18 protein-coding genes and 1 tRNA gene are annotated in these 18,267 nt (G+C 67.6%); 11 read left to right on the forward strand and 8 right to left on the reverse strand.

Going from position 1 to position 18,267, the window contains the following annotated elements; genetic code table 11:
* Nucleotides 1-14: 14 nt before the first annotated feature.
* Complete coding sequence (locus SGRAN_RS22915) at nucleotides 15-587, reverse strand: hypothetical protein (protein WP_237233769.1); 573 nt, start codon at nucleotides 585-587, stop codon at nucleotides 15-17.
* On the opposite strand from SGRAN_RS22915, the gene SGRAN_RS05110 reads away from it, so the two are divergent.
* From SGRAN_RS05110 to SGRAN_RS05135, 6 genes are all read left to right on the forward strand, one after another.
* The gene (locus SGRAN_RS05110; protein WP_067181222.1) at nucleotides 568-1,554 is read left to right on the forward strand and encodes an ArsR/SmtB family transcription factor; all 987 of its coding nucleotides are present in this window, start codon (nucleotides 568-570) and stop codon (nucleotides 1,552-1,554) included. The two genes, SGRAN_RS22915 and SGRAN_RS05110, sit on opposite strands and share 20 nt — an antisense overlap.
* A complete protein-coding gene (metF, locus tag SGRAN_RS05115) occupies nucleotides 1,551-2,492 on the forward strand; it encodes a methylenetetrahydrofolate reductase (RefSeq protein ID WP_067181225.1) in 942 nt (313 codons plus the stop codon). The genes SGRAN_RS05110 and metF overlap by 4 nt, the downstream gene beginning before the upstream one ends.
* 25 nt (nucleotides 2,493-2,517) lie before the next feature.
* On the forward strand, nucleotides 2,518-3,570 hold the full coding sequence (locus tag SGRAN_RS05120) for a homocysteine S-methyltransferase family protein (RefSeq protein ID WP_067181227.1): 1,053 nt from the start codon (nucleotides 2,518-2,520) through the stop codon (nucleotides 3,568-3,570).
* Between the two features lie 4 nt (nucleotides 3,571-3,574).
* Nucleotides 3,575-4,099: a GNAT family N-acetyltransferase gene (locus SGRAN_RS05125; RefSeq protein ID WP_067181230.1), complete on the forward strand. Its 525-nt coding sequence runs from the start codon at nucleotides 3,575-3,577 to the stop codon at nucleotides 4,097-4,099.
* Nucleotides 4,100-4,123: 24 nt separating this feature from the next.
* Nucleotides 4,124-6,745: a methionine synthase gene (metH, locus tag SGRAN_RS05130; RefSeq protein ID WP_067181232.1), complete on the forward strand. Its 2,622-nt coding sequence runs from the start codon at nucleotides 4,124-4,126 to the stop codon at nucleotides 6,743-6,745.
* A gap of 95 nt (nucleotides 6,746-6,840) precedes the next feature.
* Nucleotides 6,841-7,800: a right-handed parallel beta-helix repeat-containing protein gene (locus SGRAN_RS05135; RefSeq protein ID WP_067181234.1), complete on the forward strand. Its 960-nt coding sequence runs from the start codon at nucleotides 6,841-6,843 to the stop codon at nucleotides 7,798-7,800.
* Nucleotides 7,801-7,822: 22 nt separating this feature from the next.
* Here SGRAN_RS05135 and SGRAN_RS05140 read toward each other — a convergent pair whose 3' ends face one another.
* The 5 genes from SGRAN_RS05140 to SGRAN_RS05160 all read right to left on the reverse strand — a co-directional run bounded on the left by SGRAN_RS05140 (nucleotide 7,823) and on the right by SGRAN_RS05160 (nucleotide 12,226).
* Nucleotides 7,823-8,326: a type III secretion system chaperone family protein gene (locus SGRAN_RS05140; RefSeq protein ID WP_067105222.1), complete on the reverse strand. Its 504-nt coding sequence runs from the start codon at nucleotides 8,324-8,326 to the stop codon at nucleotides 7,823-7,825.
* Between the two features lie 169 nt (nucleotides 8,327-8,495).
* Entirely contained in the window at nucleotides 8,496-8,774 is a 279-nt protein-coding gene (locus SGRAN_RS05145) for an accessory factor UbiK family protein (RefSeq protein ID WP_067181236.1), read from the reverse strand.
* Between the two features lie 37 nt (nucleotides 8,775-8,811).
* Nucleotides 8,812-9,360: a TspO/MBR family protein gene (locus tag SGRAN_RS05150; protein ID WP_067181238.1), complete on the reverse strand. Its 549-nt coding sequence runs from the start codon at nucleotides 9,358-9,360 to the stop codon at nucleotides 8,812-8,814.
* A 62-nt stretch (nucleotides 9,361-9,422) separates the two neighbouring features.
* Nucleotides 9,423-10,163 carry a TlyA family RNA methyltransferase gene (locus SGRAN_RS05155; protein WP_067181239.1) on the reverse strand — a complete coding sequence of 247 codons (741 nt, stop codon included), beginning with the start codon at nucleotides 10,161-10,163 and terminating at the stop codon, nucleotides 9,423-9,425.
* Nucleotides 10,160-12,226 (reverse strand): protein-disulfide reductase DsbD family protein, encoded by a 2,067-nt coding sequence (locus tag SGRAN_RS05160; RefSeq protein WP_082737420.1) that lies wholly within the window; start codon nucleotides 12,224-12,226, stop codon nucleotides 10,160-10,162. Before SGRAN_RS05160 ends, SGRAN_RS05155 begins: the two co-directional genes overlap by 4 nt.
* Before the next feature lie 95 nt (nucleotides 12,227-12,321).
* On the opposite strand from SGRAN_RS05160, the gene SGRAN_RS05165 reads away from it, so the two are divergent.
* Both SGRAN_RS05165 and proC read left to right on the forward strand, forming a co-directional pair.
* Nucleotides 12,322-13,995 carry an alkaline phosphatase family protein gene (locus SGRAN_RS05165; protein WP_082737079.1) on the forward strand — a complete coding sequence of 558 codons (1,674 nt, stop codon included), beginning with the start codon at nucleotides 12,322-12,324 and terminating at the stop codon, nucleotides 13,993-13,995.
* A gap of 19 nt (nucleotides 13,996-14,014) precedes the next feature.
* A complete protein-coding gene (gene proC / locus SGRAN_RS05170) occupies nucleotides 14,015-14,845 on the forward strand; it encodes a pyrroline-5-carboxylate reductase (protein WP_067181243.1) in 831 nt (276 codons plus the stop codon).
* A gap of 22 nt (nucleotides 14,846-14,867) precedes the next feature.
* Here proC and SGRAN_RS05175 read toward each other — a convergent pair whose 3' ends face one another.
* On the reverse strand, nucleotides 14,868-15,377 hold the full coding sequence (locus SGRAN_RS05175) for a MarR family winged helix-turn-helix transcriptional regulator (RefSeq protein ID WP_067181244.1): 510 nt from the start codon (nucleotides 15,375-15,377) through the stop codon (nucleotides 14,868-14,870).
* A 76-nt stretch (nucleotides 15,378-15,453) separates the two neighbouring features.
* Here SGRAN_RS05175 and SGRAN_RS05180 point away from each other — a divergent pair, with 76 nt between their 5' ends.
* The 3 genes from SGRAN_RS05180 to SGRAN_RS22115 all read left to right on the forward strand — a co-directional run bounded on the left by SGRAN_RS05180 (nucleotide 15,454) and on the right by SGRAN_RS22115 (nucleotide 17,190).
* Nucleotides 15,454-16,539 carry a branched-chain amino acid aminotransferase gene (locus SGRAN_RS05180; RefSeq protein ID WP_067181247.1) on the forward strand — a complete coding sequence of 362 codons (1,086 nt, stop codon included), beginning with the start codon at nucleotides 15,454-15,456 and terminating at the stop codon, nucleotides 16,537-16,539.
* 54 nt (nucleotides 16,540-16,593) lie between these two features.
* Nucleotides 16,594-16,668, forward strand: a tRNA-Gln gene (locus SGRAN_RS05185).
* 174 nt (nucleotides 16,669-16,842) lie between these two features.
* Entirely contained in the window at nucleotides 16,843-17,190 is a 348-nt protein-coding gene (locus SGRAN_RS22115) for a hypothetical protein (RefSeq protein ID WP_210434199.1), read from the forward strand.
* On the opposite strand, the gene SGRAN_RS21495 is transcribed toward SGRAN_RS22115, so the two are convergent.
* Nucleotides 17,159-18,037: a hypothetical protein gene (locus SGRAN_RS21495; protein ID WP_237233771.1), complete on the reverse strand. Its 879-nt coding sequence runs from the start codon at nucleotides 18,035-18,037 to the stop codon at nucleotides 17,159-17,161. The genes SGRAN_RS22115 and SGRAN_RS21495 overlap by 32 nt on opposite strands.
* Nucleotides 18,038-18,267 lie beyond the last annotated feature (230 nt).

An 18,267-nucleotide genomic window follows, 5' to 3' on the forward strand; every position in this document is an offset into this window, starting at 1 on the left:
ATGCCAGGAAGGGATTACTTCTTGGCTTCTTCCATCGCGCCCTTGGCAGCGTCGGTCGCTTCCTTGGCGGCGTCGGCGGCTTCGCTCGCCTTGTCGGCAGCCGTGTTTGCGGCAGCGGCGGCGTCGCCGGCAGCATTCGCGGTCGCGTCGGCCGCAGCGGCGGTCGCATCGGCGGCGCCTTCGGCCGCTTCCATCGCGCCGTCCGCCGCGCCCTCGACGGTCGCGGTGTCTTCGGCGGCCGGAGCTGCTTCGTCGGCAGCCTTTTCACCGCAGGCAGCGAGGCCCAGCGAGGTGGCAAGGACGAGCGACAGAGTGATCGACTTCTTCATTTGGGAATACCCCTCTCGATTGAACTGATTGACCGGCATTCGGATGCGAACAATTCGATCCGGCACGTTGCCAATCGCCGACAGAGCTACAATTTCGGCCAAAACGGTGCAACGGACTTTTTGGTTGCGGCGGCTCTCAAACCGACGAGTCGAGCCCGATGCCGCCGCCGCAAGCCCCGGAAACAGGGCGCTTTCGGCCGGTTGACTGGATATAAAGAATTCTTTATATCGCCTTCCCATGGCCGAGCTGCTCGACATTTTCCGTGCCCTTGCCGACCCGACCCGGTTACGAGTCGTGGCGCTGCTGCGCGAGATGGAACTGGCGATCGGGGAACTGGCGATCGTCCTCGATCAGAGCCAGCCGCGCGTGTCGCGGCACGTCCGCATCCTGGCCGAGGCCGGCATCGTCGAGCGGCGGCGCGAGGGAAGCTGGGTGTTCCTGCGCATCGTGCAGGACGGGCCGATCCGGACGATGATCGATCAGGTCGAGAAATGGCCTTTCTCGGCGCGCGAGGGCCGGGTGATCGCCTATGATGCCCGACGCCTTGCCGCCATCCGCAACGAACGCGCGGCGGCCGCCGCGCGCTATTTCGCCGAGCATGCCGCCGAATGGGACGCGATCCGTTCCCGCCACGTCGCAGAGAGCGAGGTGGAGTCCGCGATGCTGGCGATGGTGGCGGGGCGCCGGCTCGGTCATCTGCTCGACATCGGAACGGGCACTGGCCGGATGGCAGAGATTTTCGCGCCGACCGCGCGGCGCATCACCGCGCTCGACCGCAGCCCGGAAATGCTGCGGCTCGCGCGCGCCAAGCTGGCCGATCAGCCGGTCCCAATCGATCTGGTGCAGGGCGATTTTCTGGCGCTGCCGATGGATGATGCGAGCATCGACAGCATCGTCATCCATCAGGCGCTGCATTTCGCACACGAACCCGACCGCGTGATCGCGGAGGCGGCACGGGTGCTGCGCGGCGGCGGGCATCTGCTCGTCGTCGATTTCGCGCCGCACGAGGATGAGGAACTGCGCATGCTTGCGGCGCACGCCCGTCTCGGCTTTTCGGATGCCCAGATCCGCGGCTGGTTCGCCTCCGCCGGCTTGCTGCTCGAAAGCGGCCAGACGCTCGAGGGCGGCGAGCTTGCAGTGAAACTGTGGCTCGGGCGCCGTCGCAGCGATGAAGATCAGACCCCCGCCAGCGAAGGCGGGCAGACCAGGAAACTTGCCGCATGACATCGAACCTCAATTCGCTGGCGGAGGCCAGGCGCGCCGCGGCGTCGCCGCTGTTCGCCAATCTCGACGGCGACATCGGCGTCAGCTTCGAATTCTTCCCGCCGAAGACGGAGAAGATGGAGGCGCAGCTCTGGGACACGTTCCGCACGCTCGAACCGCTCGGGCCGCGCTTCGTTTCGGTCACCTATGGCGCGGGCGGCTCGACGCGCGAACGCACCCACGCCACCGTCGCGCGCATCGCGGCGGAAAGCGCGGTGCCGCCCGCGGCGCACCTGACCTGCGTCGAGGCCTCGCGCGAGGAAATCGACGCGGTCGCGCGCGCCTATTGGGAAGCGGGCGTGCGCCACATCGTCGCGCTGCGCGGCGACGTGCCGGGCGGTGCGCCCTATCGCGCCCACGCGCAGGGCTATGCCAATGCCGCCGAGCTGGTCGCGGGGCTGAAGGCCGTCGCGCCCTTCGACATTTCGGTCGCCGCCTATCCCGAGGTGCATCCCGACGCTGACTGCCCGCAGACCGATCTCGACAATCTCAAGCGCAAGCTCGACGCCGGCGCGACACGCGCGATCACGCAATTCTTCTTCTCGCCCGAAGCCTTCCTGCGCTTCCGCGACGCGGCGGCGGCGGCGGGGATCGATGCGCCGATCGTTCCCGGCATCCTGCCGGTGTCGAACGTGTCGCAGACCCGGCGCATGGCCGACATGTGCGGTGCGGCGATCCCGGCGTGGATGATCTCGCTGTTCGACGGGCTCGACGACCTGCCTTCGGCGCGCCAGCTCGTCGCCGCGACGATCGCCGCCGAACTCTGCCGCCGCCTCTATGCCGGCGGCGTGCGCGACTTCCATTTCTACACGCTCAACCGGGCGGAGCTCAGCTACGCCATCTGCCACCTGCTGGGCCTGCGTCCGCCGGCGGCGCCCGCGGCGGAGAAGGCCGCATGAGCCGCATATCAAGGAAGGATCGTCGATGACCAGCGCACGCGAAGCCCTGCAGCAGGCGGCCCGCAGCCGCATCCTGCTCACCGATGGCGGCTGGGGAACGCAGATCCAGCTCCGCAAGCTGACAGAGGCCGACTATGCCGGCGCGCTCGGTCTCGGCCGCGACCAGAAGGGCAATAACGATATTCTCGCGCTGACCCGCCCCGACGTCGTCGCGGCGATCGGCGAAGCTTATCTGGCGGCGGGGTCGGACATCGTTTCGACCAACACCTTCAGCGCCAACCGGATCAGCCAGGCCGACTATGGCGCCGAGCATCTGGTCGCCGACATCAACCATGAAAGCGCCCGACTGGGACGCGAGGCGGCCGACAAATTCGCCGCGCGCGACGGCCGCCGCCGGTTCGTCGCGGGCGCCGTCGGGCCGACCAACAAGACGCTGTCGCTGTCGCCCGACGTCAACAATCCCGGCTATCGCGAGATCGATTTCGACGAGCTCAAGGCGGTCTATTGCGACCAGGTGGTCGCGCTGGCCGAGGGCGGTGCCGATTTCATCCTGATCGAGACGATCTTCGACACGCTCAACGCCAAGGCGGGGATCGCTGCGACGCTCGAGGCGGAGGCGAAGCTGGGGCGCGATCTGCCGCTGATGATCTCGATGACGCTGACCGACCTGTCGGGGCGCAACCTGTCGGGACACACGGTCGAGGCTTTCTGGTACGCGGTGCGCCATGCGAAGCCGCTGACCGTCGGGCTCAATTGCAGCTTCGGCGCGGCACAGCTTCGCCCGCATGTCCGGGTGCTGTCCGATCTCGCCGATACGCTGGTGATGGTCTATCCGAACGCCGGCCTGCCCAACGAACTCGGCGAGTATGATGAGCAGCCGGAGACGACCGCGGGGCTGGTGCGCGAATGGGCCGAGCATGGGCAGGTCAATATCCTCGGCGGTTGCTGCGGATCGACGCCCGCGCATATCGCCGCGATGGCGAAGGCGGTCGAAGGCCTTGCGCCGCGCCATATCCCCGAAGTGCCGGTGCGCACACGTCTCGCGGGGCTGGAACCCTTCACCATGGCGGCGGCCTGATCCGATGGAGGATGGACAAGCATGGACGATCCGCGAGGCCGGCGTCGATGACGCCGCCGCGCTGGCACTGATCGGCGCGGCAACCTTTCTCGAAACCTTCGCCGGCATTCTCGACGGCGCGGCGATCATCGGCCATTGCGCCGCGCAGCATGGCGAGGCGGCCTATCGGGCCGCCCTGGCGTCGGGCGCCCGTGCCTGGCTGGCCGAGGCGTGTCCCGGCGGTGCGCCCGTCGGATTTGCCCTTGTCGGCGCGCCGGGCCTCGCGGCGGCACAGGACGGCGATATCGAGCTCAAGCGCATCTATGCGTTGTCGCGCTTCCACGGCACCGGGCTGGGCGCGGCACTGATGGCGCGGGCGGTCGAGGCGGCGGCGGGGCATCGCCGGCTGCTGCTCGGCGTCTATGCGCGCAATCACCGCGCGCTCGCCTTCTATCGCAAGCAGGGCTTTGCCGACATCGGCACCCGGCAGTTCGACGTCGGGGGCAAGCTCTACGACGATCTCGTCCTCGCCCGCCCCGTCGCGGCCTGACCTCTCTTCCTTTCGGGACCTTCGATGACCCAGACCCTCTCCTCTTCGTCCTTCGTCAATATCGGTGAGCGCACAAACGTCACCGGATCGGCGGCGTTCAAGAAGCTGATCCTCGCCGACGATTTCACCGCCGCGGTCGAGGTCGCGCGCCAGCAGGTGGAAAATGGCGCGCAGGTCATCGACGTCAACATGGACGAAGGGCTGCTCGACGCCGAACGGGCGATGACGACCTTCCTCAAGCTGATCGCCGCCGAGCCCGACATCGCGCGCGTGCCGGTGATGATCGATTCGTCGAAATGGAGCGTCATCGAGGCGGGCCTCAAATGCGTGCCCGGCAAGCCGATCGTCAACTCGATCAGCATGAAGGAAGGCGAGGAGCCTTTTCTCGCGCAGGCGCGCAAGTGCAGGGCCTATGGCGCCGCGGTGGTCGTCATGGCGTTCGACGAGGTCGGGCAGGCGGATACCAGGGAACGCAAGATCGAGATCTGCGAGCGCGCCTACAAGCTGCTCACCGGCATCGGCTTCCCGCCCGAGGATATCATCTTCGATCCCAATATCTTCGCCATCGCGACGGGGCTCGAAGAGCATGACAATTATGCCGTCGATTTCATCGAGGCGGTGAAGGTCATCCGCCAGCGCTGCCCGCACGCCCATTTTTCCGGTGGGCTGTCCAACCTGTCGTTCGGCTTTCGCGGCAACGAGACGGTGCGCCGCGCGATGCACAGCGTTTTCCTCTATTATGCGATCCCGGCGGGGCTCGACATGGCGATCGTCAACGCCGGACAGCTCGACGTCTACGACACGATCGACCCGGAGCTTCGCAACGCCTGCGAGGACGTGATCCTCAACCGCAAGGTGGAGGGCGAGGCCGAATCGCCGACCGAACGGCTGATCGCGCTCGCCGAACGCTACAAGGGCAAGGATGCGGCGCAGGAAAAGGCGGCCGAGGAATGGCGCGGCTGGCCGGTCGAAAAGCGGCTCGAACATGCGCTGGTCAAGGGGATCGACGCGCATATCGTCGCGGATACCGAAGAGATGCGCCTGGCGATGGACCGGCCGATCGAGGTGATCGAAGGGCCGCTGATGGACGGGATGAACGTCGTCGGCGACCTGTTCGGGTCGGGCAAGATGTTCCTGCCGCAGGTCGTGAAATCGGCGCGCGTGATGAAGAAGGCGGTCGCGCACCTGCTGCCCTTCATCGAGGCCGAGAAGGAGGAAGGCGCCAAGGGCAAGGGCAGGATCGTGATGGCGACCGTCAAGGGCGACGTCCACGACATCGGCAAGAACATCGTCGGCGTGGTGCTCCAGTGCAACGGCTTCGAGGTCGTCGACCTGGGCGTCATGGTGCCGTGGAGCAGCATCCTGCAGGCCGCGAACGAGAATGACGCCGACATGATCGGCCTGTCCGGCCTGATTACCCCGTCGCTCGACGAGATGGTGACCGTGGCGGAAGAGATGCAGCGCGCCGGCATGACGATGCCGCTGCTGATCGGCGGCGCGACGACCTCGCGCATGCACACCGCGCTGCGCATCGACCCCGCCTATGAAGGACCCGTGCTGCACGTGCTCGACGCGAGCCGCGCGGTCGGCGTCGCGACGGCGCTGGTCAGCGATACCGGCTACGACGCCTATGTGCAGGGCTATAAGGAGGATTATGCGCATATCCGCGAGGTGCGCGCGAACAAGGGGCAGAGCGCGCTGATCCCCATCGAGGATGCGCGCGCCAACGGCTTCGCGGTCGACGAGCATATCCGGCCCTTCCCGCCCGAAAAGCCCGGCGTGCATGCGTTCGACCAATGGGACATGGCCGAACTGGTCGAATGGTTCGACTGGACCCCCTTCTTCCGCGCCTGGGAACTGGCGGGCACCTTTCCCGCGATCCTCGACGATGCGGTGGTGGGGGAAAGCGCGCGCGGGCTCTATGCCGACGCGCAGGCGATGCTTGCGAAGATCGTCGGCGAAGGCTGGCTGCACGCGCGCGGGGTAGCGGGGCTGTGGCCGTGCCGCCGCGACGGCGACGATGTCGTCATCCACCTCGAGGAAGAGGAACGGCACGTCCGCATCCCCTTCCTGCGCCAGCAGATCGCCAAGCGCGAGGGGCGTCCCAACATGTGCCTCGCCGATTTCGTCAGCCCCGACGGCGACTGGATCGGCGGCTTTTCGGTCGCGATCCACGGCATCGAGCCGCATCTCGCGCGCTTCAAGGCCGCGCATGACGATTACAGCGATATCTTGCTCAAGGCGCTGGCCGACCGCTTCGCCGAAGCCTTTGCCGAACGGCTCCACGCGCATGTCCGCACCGTGCTCTGGGGCTATGCGCCGGGCGAGCAGCTGACGCCGGAGGCGATCATCAAGGAGGAATATCGCGGCATCCGCCCGGCGCCGGGCTATCCGGCCTGCCCCGATCACAGCCTGAAGCCGATCCTGTTCGAACTGCTCGACGCCGGCAACACCTCGGGCGCGATCCTGACCGACCATTTCGCGATGCTGCCGACCTCGGCCGTCTCGGGCTTCTATCTGGGGCATCCCGATGCGAGCTACTTCGGGGTCGCGCGCGTCGGCGAGGACCAGCTGGTCGATTATGCGGAACGGCGCGGCGTCGATCTCGAGACCGCGCGCCGCTGGCTGCGCCCCAATCTCGACTGAAACTGATCGCCCGCCGCCTGTCCGATAAAGGGACAGGTGGCGGGTTAACCAGCTTCGCAAAGGACGCGCGGCGCCGAAATCGCTATGACGGCGCCATGATCCAGATGCTCCTCCGCCGGCCGCTGTTGCCGCTGCTCGCCCTTCCGCTGCTGCTCGCGCCGATGCCGCTGCCCGCGCAATCGGGCGACGCGCCCTATGTCGTCGCCGAAAGCGGCCGCGCCTTCGGCCGCTTGCAGCAGGCCGTCGACGCGATCGGCGAGGGGCAGGGGACGATCCGCATCGCCCCCGGCTATCATCGCGATTGCGCGGTTCAGACGGCGGGACATATCGCCTTCGTCGCTGCCGAGCCGGGGCGCAGCATATTCGACGGCGTGACCTGCGAGGGCAAGGCGGCGCTGGTGCTGCGCGGCGACGGCGCGCGGGTCGACGGCATCGTCTTTCAGAACATGCGGGTGCCCGACGGCAACGGCGCCGGAATCCGGCTCGAACAGGGTGACCTGACCATCGTCAACAGCCTGTTCCGTGGCAGCGAGGAGGGCATCCTCACCGCCGACGACCCGCAGTCGACGCTGACCATCGAGCGCTCGACCTTTTCGCGGCTCGGCCGCTGCGACCGCGGGCTGAGTTGCGCACACAGCGTTTATACCGGCGCCTACGGCCGCGTCGTGGTGACCCACAGCCGCTTCGAAAAAGGCAGCGGCGGCCATTATCTGAAGGTCCGCGCGGCACAGGTCGACATCCGGGACAACAGTTTCGACGACACGCAGGGGACGGCGACCAATTACATGATCGACCTGCCCGCGGGTGCGACGGGGCGCATCGCGGACAATCTGTTCGTGCAGGGGCGCGACAAGGAGAATTATTCGGCGATCATCGCGGTCGCTGCCGAAGCGCGCGACAATCCGTCGCGCGGCCTGTCGATCGAGGGCAATCGGGCCAGCCTGCCCGAAGGGCTCGGCCGCAACGTGGCGTTCGTCGCCGACTGGAGCGGCGAGCCGCTGGCGATCGGCGCCAACGACCTCGGGCCGGGACTCAAGCGCTACGAGAAACGGTGAAGCGGTCCGAACGGAGCAAGCGCTACGCCTCTCCGCGCGTTTCGATGAGCGAGGCGGCGAGCGCCTCGGCCGGGGTCTTGCCGCCCCACAGCACGAACTGGAACACCGGATAGAAGCGCTCGCATTCGTCGATCGCGCTTTCGACCAGCGTTTCAGCGAGGTCGAGCGACAGCGCGGCGTCGCTTCCCAGCAGCATGCCGTGGCGGAACAGGATCGTGCCGCTGTTCGACCACAGCTCGAAATGGCCGAGCCAGAGCTGTTCGTTGATCAGCGCCAGCGCTTCGTGCGCGGCGGCACGCTTGTCCTCGACGACGCGAATGTCGGGGAAGGCGAGAAGCTGGATGACGCCGTCGTCGGGACGCCACACCGCGCGCAGTTCGTAGGTCGTCCAGCTTCCCTGCGCGGTCGCGACGATCTCGTCCTCGCCGACCATCTCGTGCGCCCAGTCATGCGCGGCGAAATAGGACGCCAGCATATCCATCGGCGCTGCTTCCTGGCCGTCGTCATCGTAGATATCGTCACTCATGGAGCGCCTTTAGCGGCTGATGGCTGACCTGGCGAGTCCGCACACCTTGTCCACCCCGGACTTGATCCGGGGCCCATTCGACACTCGCTATCGGGGACGGAGCGAGAATGGATGCTGAATCAGGTTCAGCATGACGAAGACAGGAAGCGGCAGTTCCTTTGACGGCCGCCTATTTTTTGGGTGTGGTCCGGGGTTTCGAAGCCGGCTTCGGCGCACCTTCCAGCGCATCGAGCCGCGCCTTCAGCGCCTCCGCCTCCGCGCGCGCCGTTGCGGCCATCGCCTTCACCGCCTCGAATTCCTCGCGGCTGACGAAGTCCATGCGGCCGATCCATTCCTTGGCGCGCTCGCGCATTGCGGCTTCGGCCTCGCGACCGGCGCCTGCGACCGTGCCGGCGATGCCGTTCATCATCTTGGCCAGATCGTCGAAAATGCGGTTCTCGCTCTGCATCACTCTATCCTTCGTCGGGGTCGGCCCCTTGCCGCGCCTATATCTGGGTGCTCGCCGCGTGCGGGACAAGGGTTTCGGCGCCGGGGTTGCGCTGGTCGATCTGGAAATTGAGGACGCTCGCGAAAGCGAGCCACAGCAGATAAGGCACGAGCAGCCACGCCGCCGCCTTGCGGATCGACGCAAAGGCGAAGGCGGTGGCAAGCGTCACCATCAGGATGAAGATGATCAGATACAGCGCGCTCGTCACCTGATGCGCGGCGAAGAACAGCGGCGACCAGGCGAAATTGGCGACGAGCTGGACAAAGAAAAGCAGCAGCGCGAAGCCGCGCCCCCTGGCGCCGCGCGCATGAAGGACCATCGCCAGCGCCAGCCCGAGGCAGATGTAGAGCAGCGGCCACACGACCGCGAACACCCAGCCTGGCGGTACGATGGACGGTAGGTCGAGTGCCGCGAACCAGCGATTGCCGTAGCCGCTGTTCGAAAGCAGGCCCATCAGGCTGCCGATCAGCACGATCGCGGGGACCGTGATCATGGCCCAGCGCCAATAGGAAAGGCGTAGCTGGCCCGGTGTGGCGATCTCGCTCATGCTCGGCTGGTCCCTTTTCGCGATTCTGCGTGCCAATGGTGTCGCGACTCGCGAGCCCAGCGTCAAGCGTTCCGCTTTTGCGCCGCGACCAGAAATTCGACATTGCCCTCGGGCCCGGTGATCGGGCTTTGGATCAGGTCGAGCACGATCCAGCCGCTTTCCTCGATCCATGCGCGGACCTCTGCGCACACGCGCGCATGGACGGCGGGGTCGCGCACGACGCCCTTCTTGCCGATCTCGTGCCGTTGCGCCTCGAACTGCGGCTTGATCAGCGCGACCAGCCGCGCACCTTCGGCCGTGAACGACAGCGGCACCGGCAGAACCTTCGACAAGGCGATGAAGCTCGCGTCGCAGACGACTAGGTCGATGGGCTCGGGGATATGGTCGGCGGTCAGGATGCGCGCGCTCGTCTGTTCGTGGACGATGACGCGCGGGTCCTGCCGCAGCTTCCATGCGAGCTGGTTGGTGCCCGAATCCACCGCGTGGACGCGCGCCGCGCCGCGCGAGAGCAGCACGTCGGTGAAGCCGCCGGTCGACGAACCCACGTCGATCGCGACCGCGCCCGCCACATCCCAGCCAAGGTGCGCGAGCGCGTGGTCGAGCTTGATCCCGCCGCGCGACACCCATGGATGATCGCGCCCCTTGATGCTGATTTCGGCATCGTCGGCGATCTGCTGTCCCGCCTTGTCGATCTTGCGGTCGCCGACGAAGGCGAGCCCGGCGAGGATCAGCGCCTGCGCGCGCGTCCGGCTTTCGGCGAGGCCGCGATCGACGAGCAGTTGGTCGGCGCGCTGCTTGCTCACCGGCGCTGCGCCTTTCCGATCAGCAGCCCGGGGGTCAGTATCTGCGGCAGGATTTCGGGCCGCGCGGCGCCCGGCGCATACCAGAGGTAGAGCGGCACGCTGTTGCGTCCATGCTCGGCGAGGGTGCGCGTGATGATCGGATTGCCGTTGGTCCAGTCGCCGACGAGCGTCGTGACTCCGGCCTTGTCGAACGCGGCCTGCACCGCCTCGCGCTCGATCGCGCCCGCTTCGTTCGCCTTGCACGACAGGCACCAGTCGGCAGTGAAATAGACGAACACCGGCTTGCCGGAGGCGCGGGCCCTGACGAGCGCGTCGGGAGAAAAGGCGGTGGCGTCGGTCGGCGCGGTTCCCCCTGCGCGCGCGGCGTGGTTGGTCCACAATGCAAGCGGGACGAGCAGCAGCAACAGCGCGAACAGCGGTGCGACGGCACGCCCATGCCGTTGCGCGCGGCCCGCGGCGAAAGCCAGGGCGCCCGCGAGCGCCGCGGCACTCAGCGCCGCGAAGAGGCCCGTCGGGCCGGCCTGACGCCACAGCAGCCACGCCAGCGCCACCGCCGTGAGGCCCATCGGCAGCGCCATCCACCTGCGAAAGCGGTCCATCCATGGTCCCGGCCTGGGCAGGCGGCGCCGCAGGGCGGGGATGAAGCCGACGGCGAGGAAGGGCAAGGCGATGCCGAGCCCGAGCCCGCCGAAGATGGGCAATGCCGCCCAGGCGGGCAGGACGAGCGTCGCGCCGAGCGCTGCTCCGAGCAGCGGGCCGCTGCACGGCGTCGCGACGAAGGCGGCGAGCGCCCCGGTCCAGAAACCGCCCGCAGCCCCGCCGCGTGCCGCGAGCGCCTGTCCGCCGCCGATCGACGGCAAGGCGTAAAGGCCGAGCAGGTTGAGGGTGGTCGCACAGGCGAGGACGAGCAGGATCAGGATGCTGGCGGGATGCTGGAGCTGAAAGGCCCAGCCGACCTGTTCGCCCGCCGCGCGCAACGCGAGCAATGCGCCGCCGAGCAGCAGCGCGGTCGCCACCGCGCCGGCGGTGTAGGCAAGCGCTTCGACCTTCGCCTCGCGAGCAACACCGCCCGACCGTGCGAGGCTGAGCGCCTTCAGGCTGAGGATCGGGAAGACGCACGGCATCAGGTTGAGGATCAGCCCGCCGAGGATCGCCCCGGCGAGCGCGGTCCAGAACAGCGCGGCGTCGGGGCGGCTCGCCGCCGCGACCGCCTTGCCGGCGGCCGGGACCGTGCCCGGCTCGAACCGCAGCGAGAGGCCGCGTCCGTCCGAGAGCTTGAGCAGCCCCTCGGCGACGCCGGTCGTCTCGCCGCGAGCGCGCGTCTCGACGATCAACTGATCGCCGTTGCGGCTGAATGCCTGCGGCGCGGCATAGTCGGCAAGGTCGCGGGTCGCGAGAAAAAGATGCGGGGTATCGAGCGCGGTGCCTGCGGGCAGGGGGACGGCGAAGCGCAGCGTATCGCCGCGGCGTTCCCATTTTCCCGGCCGGTCGAGCGGTTGCGGCAGTCGCGCGCGCCAGCCGTCGAACTGGCGGCGCGTGGCGGGCGCGATCGCGCCGTCGCCCGCCTTCATCGCGACCGAGATCACCGCCTTTTCGGGAACGCATATCTTGTCGGTGCACGCCAGCCAGTTGGCGATGCCGGTCAGCGTCAGGTCGGAACCCGATGCGACACTGCGATCGACCCGCACGTCGGCGAGCAGCGCGTAGGGATGCTCATAGACATGATTCATCATCCCGAAGAGGATCAGCGCCTCGGGAACCGGATAGCGAAAGGGTGCGACGGTGACGCCGTCGGGAAGGTTCCATTCGACTTGCATGCCGAATCCGGCGTCGCCGCCGTTCGACCAATAGCCGTGCCAGCCCGGCTCGGGAGTCATGACGAGCGCAACGGTCGTCGATCCGCCGGGCAAAGGCGCGGGCGACTCGGCGACCAGCCTTGCCGCGATATGCGGCGCCGCGGCCTGCGCCGGGCCCGGAACGAACAGCACCAGCAGGGCGAGCGCGAGCAGCGCCCGCGCACAGCGCCCCGCTGCCGTCATCCGCCTGTCTTGCGCACGCTCCATGCCCATGCCGCTTCCGTTCGCCTTTCAAGGCTTGCCATATAGGCGGCTTTCGCCGAGAGGACAGCCCGCACCGACACCCGCAACGGAGAAGGCTCGTGACGCTGAAACATCTGACCACCGCGCTTGCCGCCGCCCTCTGCGTCGCCGGCGCCGGGGCGAGCCTCGCGCAGGATGCGGCGCCCCCAGTGCAGAAAGTGACCGCCGCGACGCCGCCGCCCAGGCTGGTCGTGATGATCGCGGTCGACCAGTTCTCCGCCGACCTGTTCGCCCAGTATCGCAGCCATTTTACCGGCGGCCTCGCGCGTCTCGCTTCGGGCGTGGTGTTTCCGTCGGGCTATCAGGCGCATGGCGCGACCGAAACCTGCCCCGGCCATTCGACGATCCTGACCGGCAACCATCCCGCGCATACCGGCATCATCGCCAATAATTTCTTCGACCTGTCGGCCGCGCGCGAAGACAAGCGGCTCTATTGCGCCGAGGACGAGACGGTGCCGGGCACGAGTTCGCGCAGCGGCCAATATGCGCCGTCGGTCGATCATCTGATGGTCCCGACGCTCGGCGACCTCATGAAGGCGCACGACCCGCGGGCGCAGGTCGTCTCGGTTGCGGGCAAGGATCGTGCCGCGATCATGATGGGCGGACGCCAAGCCGACGAGTTGATGTGGCTCGCGCCGACCGGACTCACCAGCTATCGCGGCCGGGCGCTGTCGCCGACCGCGACGCAGGCGGGCACGGCCATCGCTGCCGCGATCGCGCAATCGCGCCCCGGCCTGACGCTGCCTGCCGACTGCACCGTGCACGACATTGCGATCCCGGTCGACAAGGGCGGGACCGTCGGCACCGGCCGGCTGGCGCGCGACGGCGGCGATTTCCGCCGCTTCATGGCATCGCCCGAGGCCGACGGCGCGGTGCTCGCGGCGGCGACTGCGCTGCGGCAGGCGCGCAGGCTCGGCGAGGGCGAGGCGACCGACCTGCTGATCCTCGGCCTGTCGGCGACCGACTATATCGGTCACGGCGTCGGCACCGAAGGCAGCGAGATGTGCCTCCAGATGCTCGCGCTCGACCGCGAACTCGGCGATTTCTTCACCCGGCTCGATGCGACCGGCATCGACTATATGGTCGCGCTGACCGCCGATCACGGCGGCCATGACATGCCCGAGCGCAATCGCCAGAACGGCTGGCCCGCCGCCGAGCGCGTCGCCCGGACGCTCGACCCCGCGGCGATCGGCAAGGCGGCCGCCGAAAAGCTCGGTCTGCCGCAGCCGCTCTTCCATGCCGACGGCCCGTTCGGCGATATGTATCTGTCGAAGGCGCTGACCCCGGCGCAGCGCAAGGCGGCGCTGGCCGAACTTGTCGCCCGCTATCGCGCGCATCCGCAGGTCGAGGCGGTCGTGACCGCCGAAGAACTGGCGTCGCGCCCGATTTCGAAGCGCGCCGCCGACACCTGGAGCCTGCTCGACAAGCTGCGCGCCTCGTACAATGCACAGCGGTCGGGCGACTTCATCGTCGTGCTCAAGGATCGCGTGACGCCGATCCCCGAATCGGGCGTCGGATATGTCGCGACGCACGGGTCGGTCTGGGACTACGACCGGCGCGTTCCCATGCTGTTCTGGCGCAAAGGGCTTGCCGGGTTCGAGCAGCCCAATGCGGTGATGACGGTGGACATCCTGCCGACGCTCGCCGCGCTGATCGGCCTGCCGCTCGACATGAGCAAGGTCGACGGCCGCTGCCTCGACCTGCTGTCGGGGCCCGAGAGCAGTTGCCGCTGACGAACGAGAGACAAGGATCATGACAAAGGCTTTGCGGGATTTTTCCGGCCGGATGCTGCTGGTCGGCTGTGGCAACATGGCGGGGGCGATGCTCGACCGCTGGCTGGCGGCGGGGCTCGATCCCGCGCGCGTCGCGGTCGTCGATCCGGCCGCGGAGCCCCGCGACGGGGTCGCGCTCCATGCGACGCTCGCCGACTGGCAGGCGGCCGACGGCGCCGCCGACTGGGTGATGCTCGGCATGAAGCCGCAGCAGCTTGGCGAGGTCGCGGAGGCGCTGGCGCCGGTCGTGACCGGCGATACCCATCTCCTGTCGATCCTGGCGGGCGTCTCGCTAGCGGACCTCGCTGCGCGCTTTCCGGCGGCCCGGGCGCAGGCGCGCATCCTGCCCAACCTCGCGGCGCGGATCGGCGCGGGCGTGTCGGCGCTCGCCTCCAGCGGCGATGCCGACGGCGACATGCTGACGGCGATGCTGGCGGCGCTCGGTCAGGTCGTCACGCTTGCCGACGATTCTTCGATGGACCTGATCACGGCCTTCACCGGCAGCGGCCCCGCCTTCGTCTTTCGCCTGATCGAGGCCTATGCCGCCGCCGGCGAGCGGCTCGGCCTGTCGAACGAGGATTCGCTGACACTGGCGGCCGCGACCTTCGGCGGCGCGACCGCGCTGCTCGACGCCAGCGGCGAAAAACCCGGTACGCTCGTCGCGCAGGTCGCGAGCAAAGGGGGGACGACGCAGGCGGGACTCGACGTGCTCGACGAGGATGGCCAGCTCGTCGCGTTGATGACCAACGTCCTGCGCGCGGCGCGCGACCGCGGCCGCGAACTAGCCGACCTGGCGCGCGGCGAGGAATAGGCTTTCCGGCCGCGCCCTGGGGTCAGGCTTCTTTCCCCAGTTTCGCGATCCGGCCGCGATCGCGCGGCGGCAGCAGCGCTTCGTTGACCTGCCAGAAGCCCGTGACCGCAGCCTGCCCCGCATGGGTGTAGGCACGGCTCATCGCGTCGCGGAGCTGCGAGAAGATCGCGCTTTCGAGCTGGCGTCCTTCGGGGGTCAGCCGCAATTCCTTCTGCCGCCGGTCGCGGTTGCCCGGCCGCGTCGCCAGCAGCGCGCGTGCCTCCATCTCCTTGATCACGCGTCCCAATGACTGCTTGGTGATGCCGAGCAGCGCAAGCAGGTCGGAGATCGTCAGGCCCGGCTGGCGCGCGATGAAATAGAGTGCCCGGTAATGCGCGCGGCCCAGGCCGTTTTCCGCCAGCCGCGCGTCGATCGTCCGCCACAGCGCGGCGTGGCCGAAAAACAGATATTCGATGCCCCGGCGGACTTCTTCCTCGCGTAAGAAAAGAGCGGAAGCGGCGGGGACTTGCGACAGGAAATTTTCCTCGGCCATGGCGACTCCCGTTGCGCCTGCGCCCTTGCTTTGGCAAGAGGCGCGCACCGATCCACCCCCAACGAACAGGTCATCCATGTCCGCTCCCGCCTTTGCCCGTCTGCCGCATCCCAATCCCACGGCACAGGATGCCCGTGCGGCGGCGATCGCGGACCCGGCGTTCGGGCGTGTCTTCACCGACCATATGGTGTCGATCCGCTACGCGGAAGGAAAGGGCTGGCACGATGCGCAGGTGATGCCGCGCGGCCCGCTGCTGCTCGACCCCGCAACTGCGGTACTCCATTATGCGCAGGAGATATTCGAAGGGCTCAAGGCCTATCGGCTCGACGACGGGGCGATGGCGCTGTTCCGTGTCGAGGCCAACGCCGCGCGCTTCAACGCCAGCGCGCGCCGCATGGCGATGGCCGAACTGCCGGAGGAATTGTTCATCGAGGCGGTGAAGCAGATCGTGCGCGTCGACGCCGACTGGTTCCCGCAGGTGGAGGGCGGCGCGCTCTATCTGCGTCCCTTCATGTATGCGAGCGAGGTGTTCCTCGGCGTCAAGCCGGCCGCCGAATATCATTTCCTCGTCATCGCTTCGCCGGTCGGCAACTATTTCAAGTCGGGCGCCCCGGCGGTCTCGCTCTGGGTGTCGGAGGATTATACGCGCGCCGCGCCGGGCGGCACCGGCGCCGCCAAGTGCGGCGGCAACTATGCCGCGAGCCTCGTCGCGCAGCAGCAGGCGATCGCCAAGGGACACGACCAGGTCGTTTTCCTCGACGCGGCCGAGCATCGCTGGATCGAGGAACTGGGCGGGATGAACATGTTCTTCGTCTTTGCGGACGGCAGCCTCGTCACCCCGCCGCTGACCGGCAGCATCCTGCCCGGCATCACGCGCGACGCGATCATGACGCTGGCGCGCGACGCGGGCCTGACGGTGCGCGAGGAACCCTATGCGATCGACCAGTGGCAGGCCGATGCGGAAAGCGGACGCCTCACCGAAAGCTTCGCCTGCGGCACCGCGGCGGTGGTGACTCCGGTGGGCAAGGTGGCGCGCGGCGCGGGCAGTTTCACCATCGGCGCTGGCGGCCCCGGACAGGTGACGGCGATGCTGAAGGAAAAGCTGGTCGACATCCAGCGCGGCCGTGCGGCGGACCCCCACGGCTGGGTGACGCGCCTCTAGGGCCGCCTTGCCAACCATTCGCGAAACGCTATAGAGCGCGCTCGCACCGGCCGTTGGGGCGTAGCCAAGCGGTAAGGCAGCGGTTTTTGGTACCGCCATGCGCAGGTTCGAATCCTGCCGCCCCAGCCAGCCGGATTCTGGTCGAATCACTTTGGGATTCGGCCGAAAAGGTGAGTTTTCAGGCAACGGACGAGCCAGAGGGGTCGAGGCAGATTCCGCCAGTTTCGGACTGGTTTGGACAGATATTGTTACCCGATTTGTTACCTGTTTTCCTGCCTCGGGGAGCCGGCGATGGAGTCGGTCATGTCCAGGAAAGGTGGTTTTACGCCTGCGTCGATCGACGCGCTCAAAACAGGTTCGCTCGGTGATCCCTTGATGCCGGGCTTGAGGATCGCCCCCGACCTGACGCGCCAAAAACTCGCACGCCCATTCGATCGCGCTCGGCCGTTGGGGATGGCTTCGAACAAAAAATGCACAAAATTTACGGCAATTCTTCCGTCGTGCATCGTTGGGGTGAACGGAGCGAAAAAGACGAATGACGTGAACCGGGAGAAGCGCGCAAGAATCATGGCTTGGATGGGGCGGGGAATCCTGCCGCACGAAGCCGCCACGGCTGAACCTAACGCCGTCCCGTGCCGTAATCGATTCTGATACGGACCCAGGCGCCGACCAATAGCTGTCCGCCGCGTCGCGGAGGTCGCACTCTGAATTGCCATGCTGCGGCAAGCACCGCGCGATTGATCTGTGATCCGCTTGGATATTCGTCGAGTCCGACGCAATCCTCTACACGGTAATCGGGTGCTGTGCGGCAGGCGATCAGGCCCCAGCCGGGGCCGCTGGCGGTGGATAGATAGCCGCGCAGTTCGTTGTCGCTTGGCTCGCGATACCAGGCGGCGGCATAAAGCGGTTCGCCGTTGGGTGCCGTTCCAACCTGTTCCGTATCGCGGAAAGCAGAGGACCGGCCGCCGCTGTTGGGCGGCCCGTAAACCTTTCCGTCGGACGGCCGGAGGACGGGCTGGGGAGGTAGCGGCGCGGGTGGCCGCTCACTCGGGGTCGGCGGGGGCGGCGCGGCTGTCGGGTTGAGGATTGGCGTGGGCGGAGGCTTGGGCGTTTCCGGTTGCGGCTCGGCGGTCGGTTGTGTCGGTGCGGGTTTCTCGTCGGCTTGCTCGCGTTCCCGGCTGTCCGGTTGGGGGGCTTCTTCGGAATTCCCAGCGGCCTCCAAGGTCACGATCGTGACGCGCTCTTCCCGGTTATCTGCCGGTTTCCCCAGGCCAAAGGTGAGGAGCATGAGCAGCAGGCCGCCAGTGATCAGCAGGGCCAGGCTTATGGAAAGCGTCCGTCGCCCGGCGCCGATGCCGAGCGGTTCCGCGTAGGGAGTGGCCGGAACAGGGATCAGGGAAAGCCTTCTTCGGTGGCGGCGGCGTTTGCGGGATAGGGGCGCGTCGGGCCGATGACAAGAGCGAGGGCGAGGCAAGATCGAGCGGGTGCCGCACACCATTATTCGACTTCAACCGATGGCGGTTTTTGGAGGCAATGAGACCCTATGCCGCTTTGCTCCCGGCAATTTCTTGAGCCCCGGAATCGAGTGCGCTAATCTCCCAATACCCGTAGAAATCTGCGGATTTCGATCAGGCCGGAGTATCGGCCGGGTGGCGGTTCCAGTGTTTTTGGTACCGCCATGCGCGGGGTCGAGTCCTGCCGCTCCAGCCAGCCGGATTCTGGTCGAAT

This window comes from Sphingopyxis granuli (genome assembly GCF_001559015.1).
Taxonomy (GTDB): domain Bacteria; phylum Pseudomonadota; class Alphaproteobacteria; order Sphingomonadales; family Sphingomonadaceae; genus Sphingopyxis; species Sphingopyxis granuli.